This window comes from Paraburkholderia sartisoli (assembly GCF_900107685.1).
Taxonomy (GTDB): domain Bacteria; phylum Pseudomonadota; class Gammaproteobacteria; order Burkholderiales; family Burkholderiaceae; genus Paraburkholderia; species Paraburkholderia sartisoli.
On the sequence record NZ_FNRQ01000003.1, the window covers coordinates 443,871 to 463,512 of the forward strand.

Below are 19,642 nucleotides of genomic sequence, written 5' to 3' on the forward strand. Positions count from 1 at the left end.
CCGGGCATTACACGTGTAATCTCTTTTTCCCGCGCCTCGCGTAGCATCGCGCAGGCACGGACATCAACGTATCAGCCGGTGTACGGGCTGGCGCCGCACGCGAATCGCCGGCCGGCAGCCCGCTATCGATGATGTCGTGCATGTGCCGGGCAACGCATCGCGCGCCAATCCCTATTCCAGATTCCACGCCAGCCACTTGACCGAACCGATGGACGAACAACAAAAGCATCCGGAAACACCGCGCCCTCCTGATTCCGCTCAACGACCGGCCGGTGCCGCTGGCACACCCGGGGGGCCGGGCGGACCCGGCAACGGCACGCCGCCCACGCCGAAGCGGCACCGCGGTCGCGTGATCGCCGCGATTGTCGCGGTCGTGGTGGTCGCGGGCGTCGTGCTGGTGCGCTGGCATCCGTGGGGCGGCGCGAGCGGCGCCACGGCCGCCACCGGCTCCAGTGGCGCGAGCGGTGCGCGCGCCGGTCGTGGCGGTCGCGGTGGCAATGCGGCCAATGTGCCGCAGCCGGTACACGTCGCCACGGTGACGCAGGGCGAAATGCCCGTGGTGCTCACCGCGCTCGGCACGGTCACGCCGCTCGCGAACGTCACGGTTCGTACCCAGCTGGCCGGCGTCCTGCAGACCGTCGCGTTCCAGGAAGGCCAGATGGTCAAAAAAGGCGACGTGCTCGCGCAGATCGATCCGCGTCCGTATCAGATCTCGCTGGCGAACGCCGAGGGCACGCTCGCGAAAGACCAGGCGCTGCTGCAGACCGCCCGCCTCGACCTGAAGCGCTACCAGACGCTGCTCTCGCAGGATTCGATCGCGAGCCAGCAGGTGGACACGCAGGCGTCGCTCGTCAAACAGTACGAGGGCACGGTCAAGTCGGACCAGGCGAACATCGACACCTTCAAGCTCGATCTCGTGTATGCGCGCATCACGGCGCCGGTCTCGGGCCGGGTCGGCCTGCGCCAGGTCGATCCGGGCAACTACGTGACCTCGGGCGACACGAACGGCATCGTCGTCATCACGCAGCTTCAGCCGATCAGCGTTCTGTTCACGACGTCCGAAGACAATCTGCCGGCCATCACGAAGCAGATGCGCACGGGCACGAAGATGTCGGTCACGGCCTATGACCGCAGCAACACGACGTCGCTCGAAGCCGGCTACCTCGAAACCGTCGACAACCAGATCGACACCACCACCGGCACGGTCAAGCTGCGCGCGATGTTCCAGAACCCGGACAACCTGCTGTTCCCGAACCAGTTCGTCAATACGCGCCTGCTCGTCAACGCCATCAAGGACGCCGTCATCGTGCCGACGTCGGCGGTGCTCAATGGTTCGATGGGACAGTTCGTGTATGTGGTCAAGCCGGACAGCACGGTCACCGTGCGGCAGGTGAAGGTCGGGCCGGTCGACGGCGAACGCACCAGCATCAAGTCCGGCCTGCAGGTCGGCGAGCGCGTCGTGATCGACGGTTCGGACCGCCTGCGCGAAGGCGCGAAGATCACCATTCCGGCTGAGCAGCCACGTGGCGCGTCGGGTGCCGCCGGTGCATCCGGTGCCTCGGGCGCATCGGGTACGGCCCACGCCTCGGGTGCCGCCGCGGCATCGGGCGCGCGCCGTCACAGGCATGCGTCGCAGGCGTCGGCGGAATAAGGCACGGCTGATACCGAATGAATCCATCCCGCGCTTTTATCCTGCGCCCGGTCGGCACCGCCCTGCTGATGGCGGCGATCATGCTGGTCGGGCTCGTCGCGCTGCGCTTCCTGCCGCTGTCGGCGCTGCCGGAAGTCGACTACCCGACGATCCAGGTGCAAACCTTCTACCCGGGCGCGAGCCCGGACGTGATGACGTCGTCGGTCACCGCGCCGCTCGAACGGCAGTTCGGGCAGATGCCGTCGTTGAACCAGATGTCGTCGCAAAGCTCGGCCGGCTCGTCGATCATCACGCTGCAGTTCAGCCTCGACCTGCCGCTCGACATCGCCGAGCAGGAAGTCCAGGCCGCGATCAACGCGGCGGGCAACCTGCTGCCGTCCGACCTGCCCGCGCCGCCGATCTACGCGAAGGTGAATCCGGCCGACGCACCGATCATCACGCTCGCCATCACGTCGAAAACCTTGCCCTTGACGCAGGTCCAGGATCTCGCCGACACGCGTCTCGCGCAGAAAATCTCGCAGGTGGCGGGTGTGGGTCTCGTGAGCCTCTCGGGCGGCCAGCGGCCGGCGGTGCGGATTCAGGCGAACCCGCGCGCGCTCGCCGCGTACGGCCTGAATCTGGACGACCTGCGCACCACGATTTCGAACCTGAACGTGAACACGCCGAAGGGCAATTTCGACGGCCCGACGCGCGCGTACACGATCAACGCCAACGACCAGCTGACGGACGCCGACGCGTACAAGAGCGCGGTCATCGCGTACAAGAACGGCCGACCGGTCATGCTGACGGACGTCGCGACCATCGTGCAGGGCGCGGAGAACACGAAGCTCGGTGCGTGGGTCGACAACACGCCGGCGATCATCCTGAACGTGCAGCGCCAGCCGGGCGCGAACGTGATCCAGGTGGTCGACAACATCAAGAAGCTGCTGCCGCAGTTGCAGCAGTCGCTGCCCGCGGCGCTCGACGTCGAGGTCGTCACCGACCGCACCACCACGATCCGCGCGTCCGTGCGCGACGTGGAGTTCGAGCTGCTGATGTCGGTCGTGCTGGTCGTGCTCGTGATGTACCTGTTCCTCGCGAACATCTACGCGACGATCATCCCGAGCCTGTCGGTGCCGCTCTCGCTGATCGGCACGCTCGCCGTGATGTACCTGTGCGGCTTCTCGCTCGACAACCTCTCGCTGATGGCGCTCACCATCGCGACCGGCTTCGTCGTGGACGACGCGATCGTGATGATCGAGAACATCGCGCGCTACGTGGAGGAAGGCGACCCACCGCTCGAAGCGGCGCTGAAGGGCTCGAAACAAATCGGCTTCACGATCATCTCGCTGACGGTGTCGCTCATCGCGGTGCTGATTCCGCTGCTCTTCATGGGCGACGTGGTCGGCCGCCTGTTCCATGAGTTCGCGATCACGCTGGCGGTGACGATCGTGATTTCCGCGGTGGTGTCGCTCACGCTCGTGCCGATGATGTGCGCGAAGCTCCTGCGCCACACGCCGCCCAAGGAGAGCCATCGCTTCGAGGCGAAGGCGCACCAGTTCATCGATTACGTGATCGGCCGTTACGCGGTCGCGCTCACGTGGGTGCTGGATCGCCACCGCTCCACGCTCTTCGTCGCGGTGCTCACGCTCGTCTTCACGGGGCTGCTCTACGTGGTGATTCCGAAGGGCTTCTTCCCGGTGCAGGACACGGGGGTGATCCAGGCGATCACGCAGGCGCCGCAGTCGGTGTCGTATCAGTCGATGGCCGAGCGCCAGCAGGAACTCGCCGCGCAGATCCTGAAGAATCCGGATGTGGAGAGCCTCACGTCGTTCATCGGCGTGGACGGCAGCAACATCACGCTCAACAGCGGCCGGATGCTGATCAACCTGAAGCCGCGCGACGACCGCAGCAATACCGCGAGCCAGGTGATCCGCCAGTTGCAGCAGGACGTCGCGCATATTCCGGGCGCGTCGCTCTACATGCAGCCGGTGCAGGATCTGACCATCGATTCGACCGTCAGCCCGACGCAGTACCAGTTCCTGCTGACCGATCCGAATATCACCGAGTTCGCGACGTGGGTGCCGAAGCTCGTCGAACGGCTCAAGCAGTCGCCCGAACTCGCGGACGTCGCCACCGACCTGCAGGAAAACGGGCAGTCGGTGTACGTCGAAATCGATCGCGCGACGGCCGCGCGTTACGGCATCACGCCGGCCACCGTCGACAACGCGCTTTACGACGCGTTCGGCCAGCGCATCATCTCGACGATCTTCACGCAGTCGAACCAGTACCGCGTGATTCTCGAAGCGCAGCCGACGATGCAGCATTACATCGAGTCGCTCAATTCGATCTACCTGCCCTCTTCGACCTCGACGGGCGGCCAGGTGCCGCTCAACTCGATCGCGAGTTTCCACGAACGGCCCGCGCCGCTCCTCGTCACGCACCTGGGGCAATTCCCGGCCACCACCGTGTCGTTCAACCTCGCGCCGGGCTCGTCGCTGGGCGCGGCGGTGAAGGCGATCGACCAGGCGGAAAAAGAGATCGCGCTGCCCGCTTCGTTCCAGACGCGCTTCCAGGGCGCGGCGCTCGCGTTCCAGGCGTCGCTGTCGAACGAGCTGTTCCTGATTCTCGCCGCGATCGTGACGATGTATATCGTGCTCGGCGTACTGTACGAGAGCTTCATCCACCCGATCACGATTCTCTCGACGCTGCCGTCGGCCGGTCTCGGCGCGCTGCTCGCGCTTCTCATCACCGGTCACGACCTGGACATCATCGGCATCATCGGCATCGTGCTGCTGATCGGTATCGTGAAGAAGAACGCGATCATGATGATCGACTTCGCGCTCGAAGCCGAACGCGAACAGGGCAAGTCGCCGCGCGAGGCGATCTATCAGGCGTGTCTGCTGCGCTTCCGTCCGATCCTGATGACGACGCTCGCCGCCCTCCTCGGCGCGCTGCCGCTGATGCTCGGCACGGGCGCCGGCTCCGAGCTGCGCCGTCCGCTCGGTATCGCGATCGCGGGCGGTCTGATCGTGAGCCAGCTGCTCACGCTCTTCACGACGCCCGTCATCTATCTCGGCTTCGATTCGCTCGCGCGGCGCGTGCGTGCGCGCTTTCACCGGGGCGATGCGCCGCCGGGCGACGCACCCCCGGCCACCGATGCGGGGAGCTGAGCGATGAACCTGTCGCGTCCGTTCATTTCCCGCCCCGTCGCGACGACGCTGCTCGCGATCGGAATCGCGCTCGCCGGCAGCTTCGCGTTCGTCAAGCTGCCGGTCGCGCCGCTGCCGCAGGTCGATTTTCCGACGATCTCCGTGCAGGCGAGCCTGCCGGGCGCGAGCCCGGAAACCGTCGCGACCAGCGTCGCGAGTCCGCTCGAACGGCATCTCGGCTCGATCGCCGACGTCTCCGAAATGACGTCGACGAGTTCGGTCGGCTCGGCGCGCATCGTGCTGCAGTTCGGCCTGAACCGCGACATCGACGGCGCCGCGCGCGACGTGCAGGCCGCCATCAACGCCGCGCGCGCCGACCTGCCCACGAGCCTGCGCAGCAACCCGACCTACCACAAGGTCAACCCGGCCGACGCGCCGATCCTCATCCTCGCGCTCACGTCGAACACGCTGCCGGCGGGCCAGCTCTACGATTCGGCGGCGACGGTCCTGCAGCAGTCGCTGTCGCAGGTCGACGGCGTGGGCGAAGTCGACGTGAGCGGCTCGACCAATCCGGCGGTGCGCGTCGAGCTCGAACCGCAGATGCTGTTCCACTACGGCATCGGGCTCGAGGACGTGCGCGCGGCGCTCGCCGCCGCGAACGCGAACAGTCCGAAGGGCTCGATCGAGTTCGGCCCGAACCACGTGCAGCTGTACACCAACGACCAGGCCACCAAGGCCGCGCAGTACAGGGATCTGGTGATCGCCTACCGCAACGGCGCGGCGGTGCATCTGTCCGACGTCGCGGAAGTCGTCGATTCGGTCGAGGACCTGCGCAATCTCGGTCTCATCAACGGCCGGCGCGCGGTGCTCGTGATCCTGTACCGTCAGCCCGGCGCGAACATCATCGAGACGGTCGACCGCGTGAAGGCGATGCTTCCGCAGCTGAAAGCGTCGCTGCCCGCGGACGTCGACGTGATCCCGACCTCCGACCGTTCGACCACGATCCGCATGTCGCTGAAGGACACCGAGCGCACGCTGATCATCGCGGTCGCGCTCGTCGTGATGGTCGTGTTCCTGTTCCTGCGCAACTGGCGCGCGACGTTGATCCCGAGCGTCGCGGTGCCGATCTCGATCATCGGCACGTTCGCCGCGATGTACCTGCTCGGCTTTTCGATCGACAACCTCTCGCTGATGGCGCTGACGATCGCGACGGGCTTCGTGGTCGACGACGCGATCGTCGTGCTGGAGAACATTTCGCGGCACATCGAAAACGGCGTGCCACGCATGAAGGCCGCGCTGCTCGGCGCCCGCGAGGTCGGCTTCACGGTGATGTCGATCAGCATCTCGCTCGTCGCGGTGTTCCTGCCGATCCTGCTGATGGGCGGCATCGTCGGGCGGCTGTTCCGCGAATTCGCGCTGACGCTTTCGCTCGCGATCGGCGTGTCGCTGATCGTTTCGCTGACGCTCACGCCGATGATGTGCTCGCGCCTGCTCGACGAGCATCACGAGAAAAAGGAAGAAGGCCGCTTCGGGCGCTGGCTCGAACGGGGCTTCACGGCGCTGCACCGCGGCTACGAGCGCACGCTGGGCTGGGCGCTGCTGCATCCGCGCCTGATCGTGACGATCCTCGTCGCGACGATTGGCCTGAACGTGTGGCTCTACGTCATCATCCCGAAGGGCTTTTTCCCGCAGCAAGACACCGGGCGGCTGGTGGGCGGCATTCAGGCCGACCAGAGCACGTCGTTCCAGGCGATGAAGCTCAAATTTTCGGAGATGACGGCGATCGTGCAGAAGAATCCGGCGGTCGACAGCGTGGTCGGTTTCACGGGCGGCCGGCAGACCAATTCGGGTTTCATGTTCGTCACGCTCAAGCCGAAGAGCGAGCGCGGCCTTTCCGCCGACCAGGTCATCCAGCAGTTGCGCGGGCCGCTCAGCAGCGTCGCGGGCGCGCGCACGTTCCTGCAGGCGGTGCAGGACATCCGCGTGGGCGGCCGGCAGTCGAACGCGCAGTACCAGTTCACGCTGCTGTCCGATTCGACCTCCGATCTCTACAAGTGGGTGCCGAAGCTGACCGAGGCGCTCCAGCGTCTCCCGGAACTCGCCGACGTCAACTCCGACCAGCAGCAAGGCGGTCTCGAAGCGATGATCACGATCGACCGGGCCACCGCTGCCCGGCTGAACATCAAGCCGGCGCAGATCGACAACACGCTGTACGACGCGTTCGGCCAGCGCCAGGTGTCGACGATCTACAACCCGCTGAACCAGTATCACGTGGTGATGGAAGTCGCACCGAAGTACTGGCAGAGCCCCGACATGCTGAACCAGATCTGGGTCAGCACGTCGGGCGGCAGCGCGAGCGGCGCGCAGACCACCAACGCGACCGCCGGCACCGTGACGTCGGCTGCAACGAACGCGAGCACGAGCGCCAAAGCCGGCGGAACGGCCGGCACGACCGCGTCGAGCGCGGCCTCGATCGCCGCCGATTCCGCGCGCAACCAAGCGACCAACTCGATTGCCGCGAGCGGCAAGTCGAGCGCATCGGCCGGCGCGGCGGTGTCGACTTCGAAGGAAACGATGATTCCGCTGTCGGCGATCGCGAGCTTCGGACCGGGCAATACGGCGCTCTCGGTGAATCACCAGAGCCAGTTCGTCGCGTCGACGATCTCGTTCAACCTGCCGCCGGGCAAGTCGCTCTCTGATGCCACCGACGCCATCTACCGGACGATGGCGGAAATCGGCGTGCCGGGCACGATACGCGGCAGCTTCCAGGGCACCGCGCAGGCGTTCCAGCAGTCGATGTCGGACCAGCCAATCCTGATTCTGGCCGCGCTCGCCGCCGTCTACATCGTGCTCGGGATACTCTACGAGAGCTACATCCATCCGCTGACGATTCTCTCCACGCTGCCTTCGGCGGGCGTCGGCGCACTGCTCGCGCTGCTGCTCTTCAAGACGGAGTTCAGCATCATCGCGCTGATCGGCGTGATTCTGCTGATCGGCATCGTGAAGAAGAACGCGATCATGATGGTGGACTTCGCCATCGAAGCGTCACGGCAGGGGCTTTCCTCGCGCGACGCGATCTTCCAGGCGTGCCTGCTGCGCTTTCGCCCGATCATGATGACGACCTGCGCCGCGCTGCTCGGCGCGCTGCCGCTCGCCTTCGGCCGCGGCGAAGGCGCGGAGTTGCGCGCGCCGCTCGGCATCTCGATCGTGGGCGGGTTGATCGTGAGCCAGATGCTCACGCTCTATACGACGCCGGTCGTCTATCTGTATATGGACCGGCTGCGCGTGCGCTGGGAAGCGCGGCGTGAGCGGCGTCGCGGCTCCGCGACGCCTGCCGCGGAGTAACCGTGGAATAAGCGGTGGAATAAGCGGCGGAGCAACGGCGAAACAGGCGCCAGGGCGCGACGCCTTTTCAGGGCGTCGCGCGACAGCTCACCCCTTGAGTTTTTGCGCCGCCGCCAGCGCGAGAATGCGCGCCCATTGTCTGGCCTGCCGCTCGCTTGCCATCGGCAGATGCCAGACGGGCTGGCTTGCGTTGCGGACCGTCAGCGCGACCTGCCAGCCGCCCGCTGCGTGCGCCGCCTCGGCCTGAACGAGATCCGCGAAAATGAACTCACCGACGGCGTCGCCCGTGCGCACCGTCATGAAGCGCTTCGCGGCGGCCAGTTTCAGCTCGCCCCATTCGCCTTTCAGTTCGTGCGTCCAGTCGCCGTCGCGCACGTTCGCGGATACCTCGCGATGGCGTCGCCACCACCACGCGATCGTCAGCAGCAACGCAACGACGACGGTCACGGCCACACCGGTCGCCACGGCGAGACCGAACTGCGTCGACAGAAAGTAGAACGCCCGCACCGCGCCGTACACCAGCGCGATCAACGCAAAGAGGACAACCAGAATCGGCATTCGACATCACCTCGACAGGGACTCACGCAGCCGGCAGGCGTGGGCACGGCGAGCCACAGGCACGGCACGACCCGCGCGTGGCGTACACAAAAGGAAAGCGGCGGAATCACCCGCCGCGCGCGACCTGAACGATGCGATCAGGGCTGCCTGTGCGTGGCGGCCCACTCCTTCACCGCCTTCAGCGTGTTCTCGACGTGCTGGTCGGGCGAAAGGCTCGTGTATTCGTAGATCACCTTGCCGTCGGGCGCGATCACGTACGACACGCGGTTCGCCATCGACGCGTGCATCGGCATGCCGGCATCGTACGCATCGATGATCTTGCTGTTCTCGTCGGCGGCCACGGGGAATTTGCTGCGGCATTCGCTGACCGAGAATTTCGTCAGCGTCGCGATGTTGTCGTGCGAGACGCCGATCACGGTCGCACCATACTTTTTATACTCGTCGACGGCTTCCGCGAAGTCGTGCGCTTCGATCGTGCAGCCTTTCGTGAACGCCGCCGGGTAAAAGTACAGCACGACGGGGCCTTTCTTCAGTGCGTCGGCGAGTTCGTAGGTGTACGTCTTGCCGCCGAGCGATGCCTGCGTCGTGAAGTCAGGTGCGGCGTCACCCGGCTTCAGCGTCGCGCTGGCGTTGAGCGCGAAGAGCGAAAGCGCCGCGGACACACAGGCGGCCGCGATCCACGGCCATGTATTTCGTTTCATCACGGTTTCCCTTTCTGACGACTGACAAGCAGCCCGCGAGCGCGACCCGAACCCGTTTCGCGCATACCAGCGAAGCTGCGTTAGCTGTCAGTATGCCCGCCTGTCCACGATGCTGCAGAAAGGCTCAATCCGGCGATCACCTCGGGCGTGAGCCCGGCGAATTCCGGCAGCGGCGCTTCGCGTACGATCGCATCCACGTCGAGGCCCTGCTCGATCGCCTCGGTGATGCGCAGCAGCGTGCCGAGCGGGCCCGCATGATTGACGATGGCGTCGCGAATCTGCGGCGCGAGGCCCAGCCGGTCGAGCGTACACTCCGGCGTCGAATCGACCACCACGTGGACGAGCGAAAAGACGCCGGTCATGAACGCGGCGTCGGCGAAGCGGTCATCGGAAGGATGCAGCCGGTTGCCCGCCAGTTCCATGAAGCGCGAACGCGTCCGGCCGAGCTGCACGAGCGGATCGGAGCGCCACGGCAGATCGCGGCCGTCGGCGTACAGCAACAGCTGGGTCCACCGCGCGATCTGGCGCGTGCCGGTTGCGGTGATCGCCTGGCGCAGCGACGAGATTTCGCGGCCGAGCCCGAACGCGCTCGAATTCGCGAGCCGCAGCAACTGCACGACGACGTTCGGATTGCGCTTCAGCTCCTCTTCGATTTCGTTGATGTCGGGCTCGCGGGAAAGCAGCGCGAGGAGCCGCAGCAGCGCTTCACGCGACGACTTCGGACGCGGTGCGGCCAGCACCTGGGGCCGCGCGAAGAAATAACCCTGGAAGAGATCGAAGCCCAGTTCGCTGGCGAGCGCGAAGTCTTCGCGCGTCTCGACTTTTTCCGCGACCAGCGTCTTGCCGAACCTGCGGATCGTCGACACGAGTTCGGGCAGCTTCGCGCGGTCGGTCTGCAGAAAGTCGATCTTCACGATGTCCGCATGCGGCAGGACCCTGACGAGCTCCCCGGAAAGTTCGACCACGTCGTCGAGCGCGATCTGGAACCCGGCGCGACGCAACTGGATGAGACGCCTCAGCACGCTTGCATCGAACCGGACGGTCTCGAGAATCTCGAGCACGAAACGCTCGGGGGACATCACGTGAATCATGTCGTCGAAGAGCAGGTCCCGGCCGATGTTCACATAACCGCGATGCTCGCCCAGCACGGCCGGCACGCCGAGCCCGCCAATCGTGCGGGCGACCACGTGGGCGGTGGCTTCGTCGTCGCTGCTGACCTGCGCGAAGTTCTGTTCGCCGGAACGAAACAGCAGCTCATACGCGAAAAGCGCACCCGAGCGGTCGAGGATCGGCTGACGGGCGAGGAACGCGAACTGGCACGCCGGAACGGCGCCGTCCGGCGCCTGCAAGGCCGTGCCGGGATCGGCATGCGTGGGCGTTGATCTGGTCTCGCTCGGTTCAGACATGTCTGTTGGCGGGTGGTGGAATTCTGCTGGTGGAATTCTGTTTGAGCCCGGCGCGCAGGTTCTGCTTGCCCGCGTTGCTCCGGCCCCATGCGAGACGGCTGCCGGCACTTTGGCGCATCGACGATATTCGCGTCACTGTAACTGAAACCGGAAATTATTACAGCGCTGGTGGAAGCGCTTCCGGTGATCGTTGCTTTTTTGCCCGCCAGGCTAAAGATTTTCGCGCCGGGGTCGTTATCCCGTTCTGATAGGCGGGCTCGTGCCTTTGGGCCGCGCCCCCGAAAACGGCGGAACCGGTCGTCCGCCAGCCAGTGAGAATACGGGTTGCCAGCGACAAACATGGAAGCGAACAGCGTCACCGCGCCCCGCCGGGGCCCCCTGCGCACGGTCATCGAGCGGTTGCGCATGCTTGGCCGGCGCGCGGACAGGCAAGCCGCCGGGCCAGGCAGCCGGCCGGCTGGCGGCGAGACCCTCGCGGCCGTCGGCGCCGTGGATTTCCTCGCCCATGTCGACGCCAGTCTCAAGTTCCTGTACGTGTCGGACGCGAGCCTGCGCTTCATCGGCTACCACCGCGAATACCTGCAGACGATCACGCTCCACGATCTGGTCGCCCCGGGCGACGTCGCGAAGCTCGACGCCCTGCTCGCCCGCGCCCGGGACAGCAACACCATCGAAAAAACCACGCTCGACCTCGTGAAGTCGCTGACCTACCCGGTCGCGGTCGAACTGCGCGTGGTGCGCAACACGCACGACGGCGTCGAGGGCTACGCGATCGCCGGCTTCGACGTCTCGGCCTGGCGCGCGACGGAGGACCGCCTCAATCATGCACTGCATCACGACCGGCTGACCGGCCTCGCGAACCAGTCCGCCCTCACGCCCGCGCTGCTGAACGCCCAGCAGCAGGCCGACGCGCACGACTCCAGCGCGGCGCTGCTGCTGCTCGACATCGACGACTATCAGCGCGTGAACCGCGCGCTCGGCTACGACGCCGGCGACGAGATGCTGCGCGAAACCGCGCGCCGCCTGCAGAACATGATGAACGGCGGCGAGATTCTCGCGCGCGCCACGAGCGACGAGTTCGCGATCCTGATGCCGCTGATCTCGACGCACCAGAACGCCGCGCTCGCCGCCGAAGCGCTCGCGCGGCGCCTCCTGACCGCCGTCCAGCGTCCGTATTCGTTCAACGGCCAGCAGGTGCATCTGTCGGCGAACATCGGCATCGCGCTCTACCCGGACGCGCGCCATCTGAAGGACACGCCCGCCAGCGACAGCCAGCTGCAACGCTGCGCCGATCACGCGCTGATCCAGGCCAAGAAGTCTGGCGGCAACACGCTCGCGTTCTATGTCCCCGATGACAACCCCGCCGACGCCGAGCGCCTCAAACTCGAGTCCGATCTCTACGACGGCGTGCGCAACGGCGAGTTCTCGCTGCACTTCCAGCCGATCACGAGCAGCCAGACACATGGCGTCGTCGGTGTCGAGGCGCTGATCCGCTGGCTGCATCCGGTACATGGTCTCCTGCCGCCATCGATGTTCATCCCGCTCGCCGAATCGGTCGGCCTCATCAACTACCTGGGCAACTGGGTGTTGAAGATCGCGTGCATGCAGCTGATCCAGTGGGACGCGCAAGGCATTTCGCTGCAATACGTCGCGGTGAACGTGTCGCCCCAGCAGTTCCGCGACCCGCGTTTTACCGAGAGCGTGCGCGAGGCGATCACGCTCACCGGCATCGACCCGCGCCGGCTCGTGTTCGAGATCACGGAAAGCCTGCTGATGCACGACCCGGTACACGCGAAGGCGCTGCTCGAAGAGATGACCGCGATCGGCATCCGCTTTGCCGTCGACGATTTCGGCACCGGCTATTCGAGCCTCGCGTATCTGCAGCGCTTCCCGCTTGCGAAGCTCAAGATCGACCGTAGCTTCGTGGAGAATCTGCTAACCTCGCGCAACGACCAGGCGATCGTGAGCGCGGTGGTCGGACTGGCCCAGACACTCGATCTCGAACTCGTCGCCGAAGGCGTCGAAACCGAGGCACAACGCGCGCTCCTGACCGAGATGGGCTGCGACCACATTCAGGGCTGGCTCGTCTGCAAGGCGCTGCCGTCGGACGAACTGGCGCAGCGCTTCCAGTCGCGCGCGCTCCGTCTGCACACCGCGGTGGCCTGATGTACAGGATCGACCCGAAGTCAGGATACCCGGGACGCACCGGCATGCTGAACACTGGAATACGTATGGCTTTGGCGGGACTTAAATGAAGGCTGCGCTGCTGGACAGGCTGTGGTCGCGAATGAACGAGCGCGGGGACTTCCCCATGCTCTCGCAGGCGATGCGCACCACCGTGTCGGCGATGAACAATGACGATCTCGATTTTTCCGCGCTCGTGCAAGTCGTGCTGTCGGATTTCGCGCTCACGCAAAAGGTGCTGCGGCTCGCCAACTCGGCGATGTACATGGCGTTCGGCGGCAACATCACGACTGTCACGCGCGCGCTGATGGTGCTCGGCATGGACGCCGTCGGCCATCTGATCGTCGGCCTGAAACTCGTCGATCACTTTCACCACAGCGTGCCGCGCCGCATCGACGCGAAGCTCGAACTGAACCGCACGATGCTCTCGGGCTGCGTCGCGCGCAAGCTCACCGAGCGCGGCGACCTGCGCGCCGGCGAAGAGGCCGTCGTCTGCACGCTGATGCGTCAGGTGGGCAAGCTGCTGGTCGTCTTCTACCTCGACGCCGAGTGGGACAAGATCCGCCGCAAAATCGACGCGGGCGTCGACGAAAACGAGGCGTGCAACGACGAACTCGGCGTCACGTTCGATGAAATCGGTCTTGAAGCGGCGACGCGCTGGCGCCTGCCCGACATGATCCGCGCCGGCATGACGCAATATGAAACGCCGGACAACGCGTCACGCCAGGTGCAGTGGCTGCGCGCCATCACCAACTATTCGACTGAAGTCTCGCACGTCCTGACGACGCCGAACATGTCCGACGCGGTGCGCGAAACGAGTATCGCCGAGCTTGCGCACCGCTACGGTCACATGCTCGGCACCGAACCGGAAACGCTCGTCGCCATGAGCATCGCGCTCGCGGGCGAAGAGTCCGACGACGGCGTGATGCGCGAGATCGTCGAGCTGCGCGCGAACGCCGATGCGATCGCGCGCGAAGCGCTCGACCCCGAAGCGCGTATCGCCGCCTGTGTCGAGGACCTGCGTGCGCTGCCTTCCGACAATCCGGTCGGCCCGGTGCTCGCGATGGCATCCGAGACCGTTCTGGCAGGGCTCAATTTCACGCGCACGGTCGTGTTCGTGAGGCATGGCGCCGGCTCGTTCAAGGCGCGGCTCGGTCTCGGCCCGAAGATGACCGCGCTGTTGCCGACGCTCGGCTTCACCGCGACGTTCGAACCGGACGTGTTCCATCTGGCGATCGCGAATTCGGTCGGGATTTTCATCGAGAACGCGCGCGACCCGAAGATCATGGCGCGTCTGCCGGCATGGTTCCGTCGCGCGTTCGACGACGCGCGTTCGTTCGTGATCCTGCCGGTCGTGCTGGAAGAGAATCAGTCGACGGTCGCGCTCATGTACGGCGACTGGTCGCATTCGCAGGAACCGCGCAAGATCTCGCAGAAAGAGATGGCGGCGTTGAACGAGCTGGCGCGTGAGATGGGACGGTTTTTCGCGCAGTCGCCGAAGAGTGAGATGGAGGTGTTCTAGCGTGGGTTGTTGCCGGCGGCTGTCGGCACGCCACCGGTTCACGATTGAAGGCTGCGATCCGCCTTCCTGCCTTCCTGTTTCAGGGCGCTTTAATCCTCGATCCGCTCCAGCCCCGCGGCTTCGGCGCTGCTATCCGCAACACCCGCCCATGCGGCCGCCACCAGCGCGAGGCCCGCAACATCACCCGGCGTCAACGGCGCGAGCTGTGCGCTTACCGCGTCCAGATCGCTCCACGCGCCGTTTTCCAGCGCCTCGATGGCCGACAGCAGCGCGCCCAGCGCCCCTTCGCGACGCAGAATCGCCGCGCGGATCGGGCGGGTCAGCATCAGCATGTCGAGCGTGCTGTCCAGCGGCTCGCCGAACACCGCATCCACAAACGAAAACACGCCCGTGAGAAACGCCGCATCGGCTTCGTCGCGACCGGCTTCAGGCAGACGCTCGATCGCGAGTTCCATGAAGCGCGCGCGCGTGGCGGCGAGTTGCAGCAGGGGATCGTCTTCGTGTGACACCTTGCGGCCGTCCGCGTAAAGCAGCAGTTGCGTCCAGCGTGCAATGCGGTTCGTGCCCGTTGCGTTGATCGCTTCGCGCAGCGACGTGACCTTGTGACCGAGACCCAGGCCGCTCGAATTCGCGAGCCGCATCAGATGCATCACGAGCACCGGGTTGAGCTTGAGTTCCGCCTCGAGCTGCGCGACGGTCGGATCGGACGCGAGCATCTGCAGCAGGTTCAGCAGCGCGTGACGCGGCGCGCTGGCGCGGCGCATGCCCTGCGCGTGCGGGCGCGCGAAGAAATAGCCCTGAAAACGGTCGAAGCCGAGATCGTACGCGGCCTGAAACGCGGCCGGCGTATCGAGGCCCTTCGCGATCAGGATCTTGCCCGCCGCCTTCAGCACCTTCGCGAGCTTCGGCAGCAACGCGGGTTGCGTGTGGCGAAAATCGATCTTGATGGCGTCGGCGTATGGCAGCAGTTTCGCAAAGGTGTCGTCGGGCTGCGTGACGTCGTCGAGCACGAAACGATAACGTTTGCCATGCAGCGCGATCACGCGGTTGACAAGCATGTCGTCCGCAACCAGATCAGACGGCAGTTCGAGCATGAAGCGGGACGGCGGCAACAGACGCAACGTCTCTTCGAACAGCATCTCGCGGCTCGCATCGATGTACGCCGTATGGCCCGCGAGCGCGCCGCCGGCATCACGGTGCGCCGCCGCGAGGACGATGCGCTTCGCCACCTGGACACGTGCCGCCTGCGCGTCCTTGACGGCCTGCGTCAGCGCCGCGACGTCGATTTCGCTATCGGTAAAGTTCGTGGGATCGGGGTCTGGCACGGCCGGGCTGCGCACTTTCATCTCGAAGCCGCACAGCATGCCTTCGCGGTCCAGCAAGGGCTGACGGGCAACATAGACTTCATCCTGCACTGCGACAGCCTGCCCGGTGGCGTCCCCTTGCTGATGTGGATCTTCGACTGCGCTGATGGTCATTCCCTTCCCCTGCGGAGCGTCTCGATGCCCCGTTCTGCCTGGCCGATTCTGGTGTATTTATCGTGGCAGGACGCAGCGTTCATCAATTCGCGCCACGGCCCTGCAACACCCGCAGATTCTAGCGCACGCGGGCCTCGTCAGATACCCGCGCGGCGCGGTTTTCCGAAAAAAAACCGGCCATCGAAATGACCGGTTTTCATCACCGCATGCTGCGTGAGCCGTGCTTGAACGAACCCGCGCTTCGCGCGTGGGGGCACGCTTACTTCAGCACGACCTTCACGTCGAAATACTTTGCCGCGTAGCGGTCGATGGTGCCGTCAGCTTTCAATTCTCTTAACGCCTGATTAAGCGCGTCCTTCAAAGCCGCGTCGCCCTTGCGCACGCCGAAACCGACGCCCGCGCCAAGCAGTTTTTCGTCGCTGACCGCCGGGCCCGCGAATTCAAAGCCCGCGCCTTGAGGGCGCTTCAGAAAGCCCTTCGAGGCCGCTTCCGCGTCCTGGAACGCAGCGTCGAGGCGACCCGAAGCCAGGTCTTCGTAGATCTGGTCCTGCGTCTGGTACGGCACAACGTCGACACCTGCCGGCGCCCAGCGCGCCTTCGCGTACGTTTCCTGAATCGTGCCCTGCAGCACGCCAACGTGTTTTCCCTTCAGCGATGCCGGCGTCGGCAGCAGGCCACTGCCCTTCTTCGCGATCATCTGGTTCGGGATCGTGTAGATCGGATCGGTGAAATCGACCGCCTGACGGCGCTGGTCGGTGATCGTCATGTCCGAATTGATCGCGCTGAACTTGCGTGCCTGCAACGCGGGAATCAGGCCGTCGAAGGAATTTTCGACCCACACGCATTTCGCTTTCAGCTTTGCGCAAACGGCATTGCCGATATCGATGTCGAAGCCTTGCAGCGCGCCCGCGGGCGACTTCGATTCGAACGGTGCATACGACGCTTCGACGCCGAAGCGGATTTCCTTGATGTCGGTTGCGGATGCGGTGCCCGCTGCCATCGCGGCCGACGCGAAAAGCGCGAACGCGGCCATGTAACGCCAGGTTGTGTTCATCAGGGGAGTCCTTGCTGGTAACGAGGTAAAACAGAAAACCGGATCGAGGCGCGTAGGGTCGCAGCGCCCGCAGCGCGGTTCAAATCGGGGCGACTGCCGTGGTGCATCGCAACAGTCGCGAGGGCGGGATTGTACAGCGTCCGCGCCACGCGCCCGGCTGGGCGCGAACCGCACGCGACGCGATGGCCAGCCAGCATGCGTGTACCCGAAGATGCAATAACGTGTCGCGATCAGGCAAGCGCGGCGAGCGTGCTGTCCGTCGTGTCGATGACGAGCAGGCCCGCGCGCAGGCCGGGTTTGACGGTCGGGTTCGGAAACACGATGCGCTCTTCTTCGTGACGCACGGTATAGCGATAGTCGCCGTCGCGCGCGAGCAGCGTGTCCTTCACGAAGGGTGTGAAATTCGGCACGTCGGCGGCGACGAGCAGTTCGAACGCGTCGCTCTGCTTCGTGATCTGGTCGATCACCGTGAACACACGAGGAAGCGGTGCGGCAGCGTCACCGGAGTGACCGGCTACCAGCTGACGCAACGCGCGATCCGCACCCGCGAAGCGCGCAAGATCGTTCTGCCCGAACGGGCGCACCTTGCCGAGTTCGAGCGTACAGGCCAGCGCGCCGCACGCGTCGGCCGTGAAATGCGAATACGTGTTGCCCTTCGTCGTGTGCAGCAGAACGGCGGCGATGCGTGCATCGCGCAGCCACTCGAACATCACGCGCGAGAGCGGCGCACCGGTATGCGGCAGCAGCGCGAACTGCTCGAACACGGACGGGCGAATCGCGGTATGCATGTCGACGTGCCAGCGTGCTTCGGACGCATCCGGCGCGGCGGCGAAAAACCGCCGCGCGGCCTGTTCCAGGGCCAGCGCGCGCGGTGCTTCATGGCTTTGCGGCACCTGTGCGTGACGCCCGCTAAAGAGACGGTTCAGGTCGTCGTCGCGATAACGGCACCCGTCGCGCATCGCATCGACGTTGCCCAGAATCACAAGCAGACGACATTCCAGCGAGGCCTTGCCCGAAGCGATATCCCGCACGAGCGCGCAGAGCAGTTCGATCGGCGCGGTTTCGTCGCCGTGAATGCCCGCGGACGCAAGCACGCTGCGCGTGGTTTGCGTAAGCGCGGCCGGTTCGAGCAGCAGCACGCCGTCGTCGAGCCAGGTATAACGCACGCCGCTCGCCAACGTACCCTGCGCCTGCGCGGAAGAAGGACGCGTACACGCCAGCGTATACGCGAGAAAATCGTCGAGCAGCGCTTCCACGCCGGGTTTAGCGCTGGAAGTCATAAAGCGAGCCGAGGCCGAGAATCTGCGTCAGTTCGTCGAGCGCCGTGCGCGATTCGACGAGCAGCAACGGATCGGTCAGGTCGAGCGGTGCAAGGCGGTCGCGATAGTGCTTTTCGATCCATGCATCCAGGCGGCCGAACAACGTGTCGTTGATCCACACGCCCGGCGTCACCGCCGCGCGCTCGGCGTCGTTCAGAACGACCCGCAGACGCAGGCACGCCGGCCCGCCGCCGTTCTTCATGCTTTCGCGCAGATCGAACACCAGCACTTCGTCGATCGGGCCGTGCCGTTCCGTCAGGCTGTCGAGATACGCGGCAACGCGTTCGTTTTCGCGGCATTCCTGCGGCACGACCAGCACCTGACGGCCATCGGGACGCGTCAGCAACTGGCTGTTGAACAGATACGACGAAACGGCATCCGCCACGCTCACCTGCGCATCCGGCACCTCGATCACGTCAAACGTCGCGCTGAGTTTTTCGAGCTTCTTCGACAGCTCGTCATACACGGAAGACTGGTCGACAAACGCCAGTTCATGGCAGAACAGCGTGTTGCGGTTGCCGACCGCGATCACGTCGTTATGAAACACGCCCGCGTCAATCACGTCCGGATTCTGCTGCGCGTACACCGTGCCGCCTTCGACCAGCCCGTGACGATGCGCCACCGCGCGGCTCGCCTCGAACGTCTGGCGCGCCGGAAAGCGCTTCGGCTCCGGCCCGCGACGATATTCGCCGCGGCCATACACGAAGAATTCGACACCACGTGCGCCATATTCCGCGCAGAAGCGCGTGTGATTCGCCGCGCCTTCGTCGCCGAGCGCGGGCGTGCCGGGCAACGCCTCGTGTACCGCGAAGCGCGTATCGTCGGCGAAGATCGCGCGCAACGTGCGGCGGGTCGATTCGTGTTCGATCGCGCGATGCAGCTTGCTGCACAGGTTGGCCGGCGTGAAATGCACGCGGCCGTCGTGCGTGTCGGCCGAGGGGCTCACGGTGGCCGCGTTCGCCGTCCACATCGCCGACGCGGAACTGGCGGCCGCCAGCAACTCGGGCGCGTCCTTCGCGACGCGTGCGATCACGGTGGCGTCGTCGCCCGAGAAGCCGAGTTCGCGCAACAGGCGCATCGAAGGCCGCTCCTGCGGCGGCAGCACGCCCTGATTGAAACCGAGGTCGGCGAGCTGCTTCATCTTGCGCAGGCCCTGCTTCGCGGCGGCCTTCGGATTCGCAACCGACTTCTCGTTGTTCTGCGACGCGACGTTGCCGAACGACAGCCCCGCATAGTTGTGCGTCGGGCCGACGAGTCCGTCGAAATTGGCTTCAGAGGCGAACATCGTCGTTC

General features: G+C 65.5%; 12 protein-coding genes. 5 read left to right on the plus strand and 7 right to left on the minus strand.

From position 1 onward, the window contains the following. Positions 1 to 208 precede the first annotated feature (208 nt). From BLV45_RS13325 to BLV45_RS13335, 3 genes are read left to right on the plus strand one after another with little or no spacing between them, the layout of a single operon-like run. Positions 209 to 1,651, plus strand: a complete 1,443-nt coding sequence (locus BLV45_RS13325; RefSeq protein ID WP_090533637.1) for an MdtA/MuxA family multidrug efflux RND transporter periplasmic adaptor subunit — start codon at positions 209 to 211, stop codon at positions 1,649 to 1,651. Between the two features lie 17 nt (positions 1,652 to 1,668). Next, complete coding sequence (locus tag BLV45_RS13330; protein WP_090533639.1) at positions 1,669 to 4,803, plus strand: MdtB/MuxB family multidrug efflux RND transporter permease subunit; 3,135 nt, start codon at positions 1,669 to 1,671, stop codon at positions 4,801 to 4,803. 3 nt (positions 4,804 to 4,806) lie between these two features. Next, a complete protein-coding gene (locus BLV45_RS13335) occupies positions 4,807 to 8,127 on the plus strand; it encodes an efflux RND transporter permease subunit (RefSeq protein ID WP_090533641.1) in 3,321 nt (1,106 codons plus the stop codon). Positions 8,128 to 8,214: 87 nt separating this feature from the next. Here the strand turns inward: BLV45_RS13335 and BLV45_RS13340 are convergent, their stop codons facing one another. The 3 genes from BLV45_RS13340 to BLV45_RS13350 all read right to left on the minus strand — a co-directional run bounded on the left by BLV45_RS13340 (position 8,215) and on the right by BLV45_RS13350 (position 10,792). Further along, the gene (locus BLV45_RS13340) at positions 8,215 to 8,685 is read right to left on the minus strand and encodes a hypothetical protein (RefSeq protein WP_090533643.1); all 471 of its coding nucleotides are present in this window, start codon (positions 8,683 to 8,685) and stop codon (positions 8,215 to 8,217) included. 137 nt (positions 8,686 to 8,822) lie between these two features. Next, complete coding sequence (locus BLV45_RS13345) at positions 8,823 to 9,386, minus strand: peroxiredoxin (RefSeq protein ID WP_090533645.1); 564 nt, start codon at positions 9,384 to 9,386, stop codon at positions 8,823 to 8,825. An 80-nt stretch (positions 9,387 to 9,466) separates the two neighbouring features. Beyond that, positions 9,467 to 10,792, minus strand: a complete 1,326-nt coding sequence (locus BLV45_RS13350) for an EAL and HDOD domain-containing protein (protein WP_090533647.1) — start codon at positions 10,790 to 10,792, stop codon at positions 9,467 to 9,469. 339 nt (positions 10,793 to 11,131) lie between these two features. Here BLV45_RS13350 and BLV45_RS13355 point away from each other — a divergent pair, with 339 nt between their 5' ends. Beyond that, on the plus strand, positions 11,132 to 12,958 hold the full coding sequence (locus tag BLV45_RS13355; protein ID WP_090533649.1) for a putative bifunctional diguanylate cyclase/phosphodiesterase: 1,827 nt from the start codon (positions 11,132 to 11,134) through the stop codon (positions 12,956 to 12,958). 85 nt (positions 12,959 to 13,043) lie between these two features. Then, a complete protein-coding gene (locus tag BLV45_RS13360; RefSeq protein WP_090533651.1) occupies positions 13,044 to 14,498 on the plus strand; it encodes an HDOD domain-containing protein in 1,455 nt (484 codons plus the stop codon). An 89-nt stretch (positions 14,499 to 14,587) separates the two neighbouring features. Here BLV45_RS13360 and BLV45_RS13365 read toward each other — a convergent pair whose 3' ends face one another. From BLV45_RS13365 to astB, 4 genes are all read right to left on the minus strand, one after another. Then, complete coding sequence (locus BLV45_RS13365; protein ID WP_090533653.1) at positions 14,588 to 15,976, minus strand: EAL and HDOD domain-containing protein; 1,389 nt, start codon at positions 15,974 to 15,976, stop codon at positions 14,588 to 14,590. A 259-nt stretch (positions 15,977 to 16,235) separates the two neighbouring features. Next, entirely contained in the window at positions 16,236 to 17,030 is a 795-nt protein-coding gene (locus BLV45_RS13370) for an ABC transporter substrate-binding protein (RefSeq protein WP_090533655.1), read from the minus strand. A 230-nt stretch (positions 17,031 to 17,260) separates the two neighbouring features. Continuing rightward, entirely contained in the window at positions 17,261 to 18,310 is a 1,050-nt protein-coding gene (astE, locus tag BLV45_RS13375) for a succinylglutamate desuccinylase (protein WP_090533656.1), read from the minus strand. Next, positions 18,294 to 19,634 carry an N-succinylarginine dihydrolase gene (gene astB / locus BLV45_RS13380; RefSeq protein ID WP_090533658.1) on the minus strand — a complete coding sequence of 447 codons (1,341 nt, stop codon included), beginning with the start codon at positions 19,632 to 19,634 and terminating at the stop codon, positions 18,294 to 18,296. The genes astE and astB overlap by 17 nt, the downstream gene beginning before the upstream one ends. Positions 19,635 to 19,642: the final 8 nt, after the last annotated feature.

Coding starts and splice junctions, on each gene's coding strand:
- BLV45_RS13340 (WP_090533643.1), bottom strand. CDS start 8,685: ATGCCGATTCTGGTTGTCCTCTTTGCGTTGATCGCGCTGGTGTACGGC.
- astB (WP_090533658.1), bottom strand. CDS start 19,634: ATGTTCGCCTCTGAAGCCAATTTCGACGGACTCGTCGGCCCGACGCAC.
- BLV45_RS13345 (WP_090533645.1), bottom strand. CDS start 9,386: ATGAAACGAAATACATGGCCGTGGATCGCGGCCGCCTGTGTGTCCGCG.
- BLV45_RS13325 (WP_090533637.1), top strand. CDS start 209: ATGGACGAACAACAAAAGCATCCGGAAACACCGCGCCCTCCTGATTCC.
- BLV45_RS13350 (WP_090533647.1), bottom strand. CDS start 10,792: ATGTCTGAACCGAGCGAGACCAGATCAACGCCCACGCATGCCGATCCC.
- BLV45_RS13335 (WP_090533641.1), top strand. CDS start 4,807: ATGAACCTGTCGCGTCCGTTCATTTCCCGCCCCGTCGCGACGACGCTG.
- BLV45_RS13370 (WP_090533655.1), bottom strand. CDS start 17,030: ATGAACACAACCTGGCGTTACATGGCCGCGTTCGCGCTTTTCGCGTCG.
- astE (WP_090533656.1), bottom strand. CDS start 18,310: ATGACTTCCAGCGCTAAACCCGGCGTGGAAGCGCTGCTCGACGATTTT.
- BLV45_RS13330 (WP_090533639.1), top strand. CDS start 1,669: ATGAATCCATCCCGCGCTTTTATCCTGCGCCCGGTCGGCACCGCCCTG.
- BLV45_RS13355 (WP_090533649.1), top strand. CDS start 11,132: ATGGAAGCGAACAGCGTCACCGCGCCCCGCCGGGGCCCCCTGCGCACG.
- BLV45_RS13365 (WP_090533653.1), bottom strand. CDS start 15,976: ATGACCATCAGCGCAGTCGAAGATCCACATCAGCAAGGGGACGCCACC.
- BLV45_RS13360 (WP_090533651.1), top strand. CDS start 13,044: ATGAAGGCTGCGCTGCTGGACAGGCTGTGGTCGCGAATGAACGAGCGC.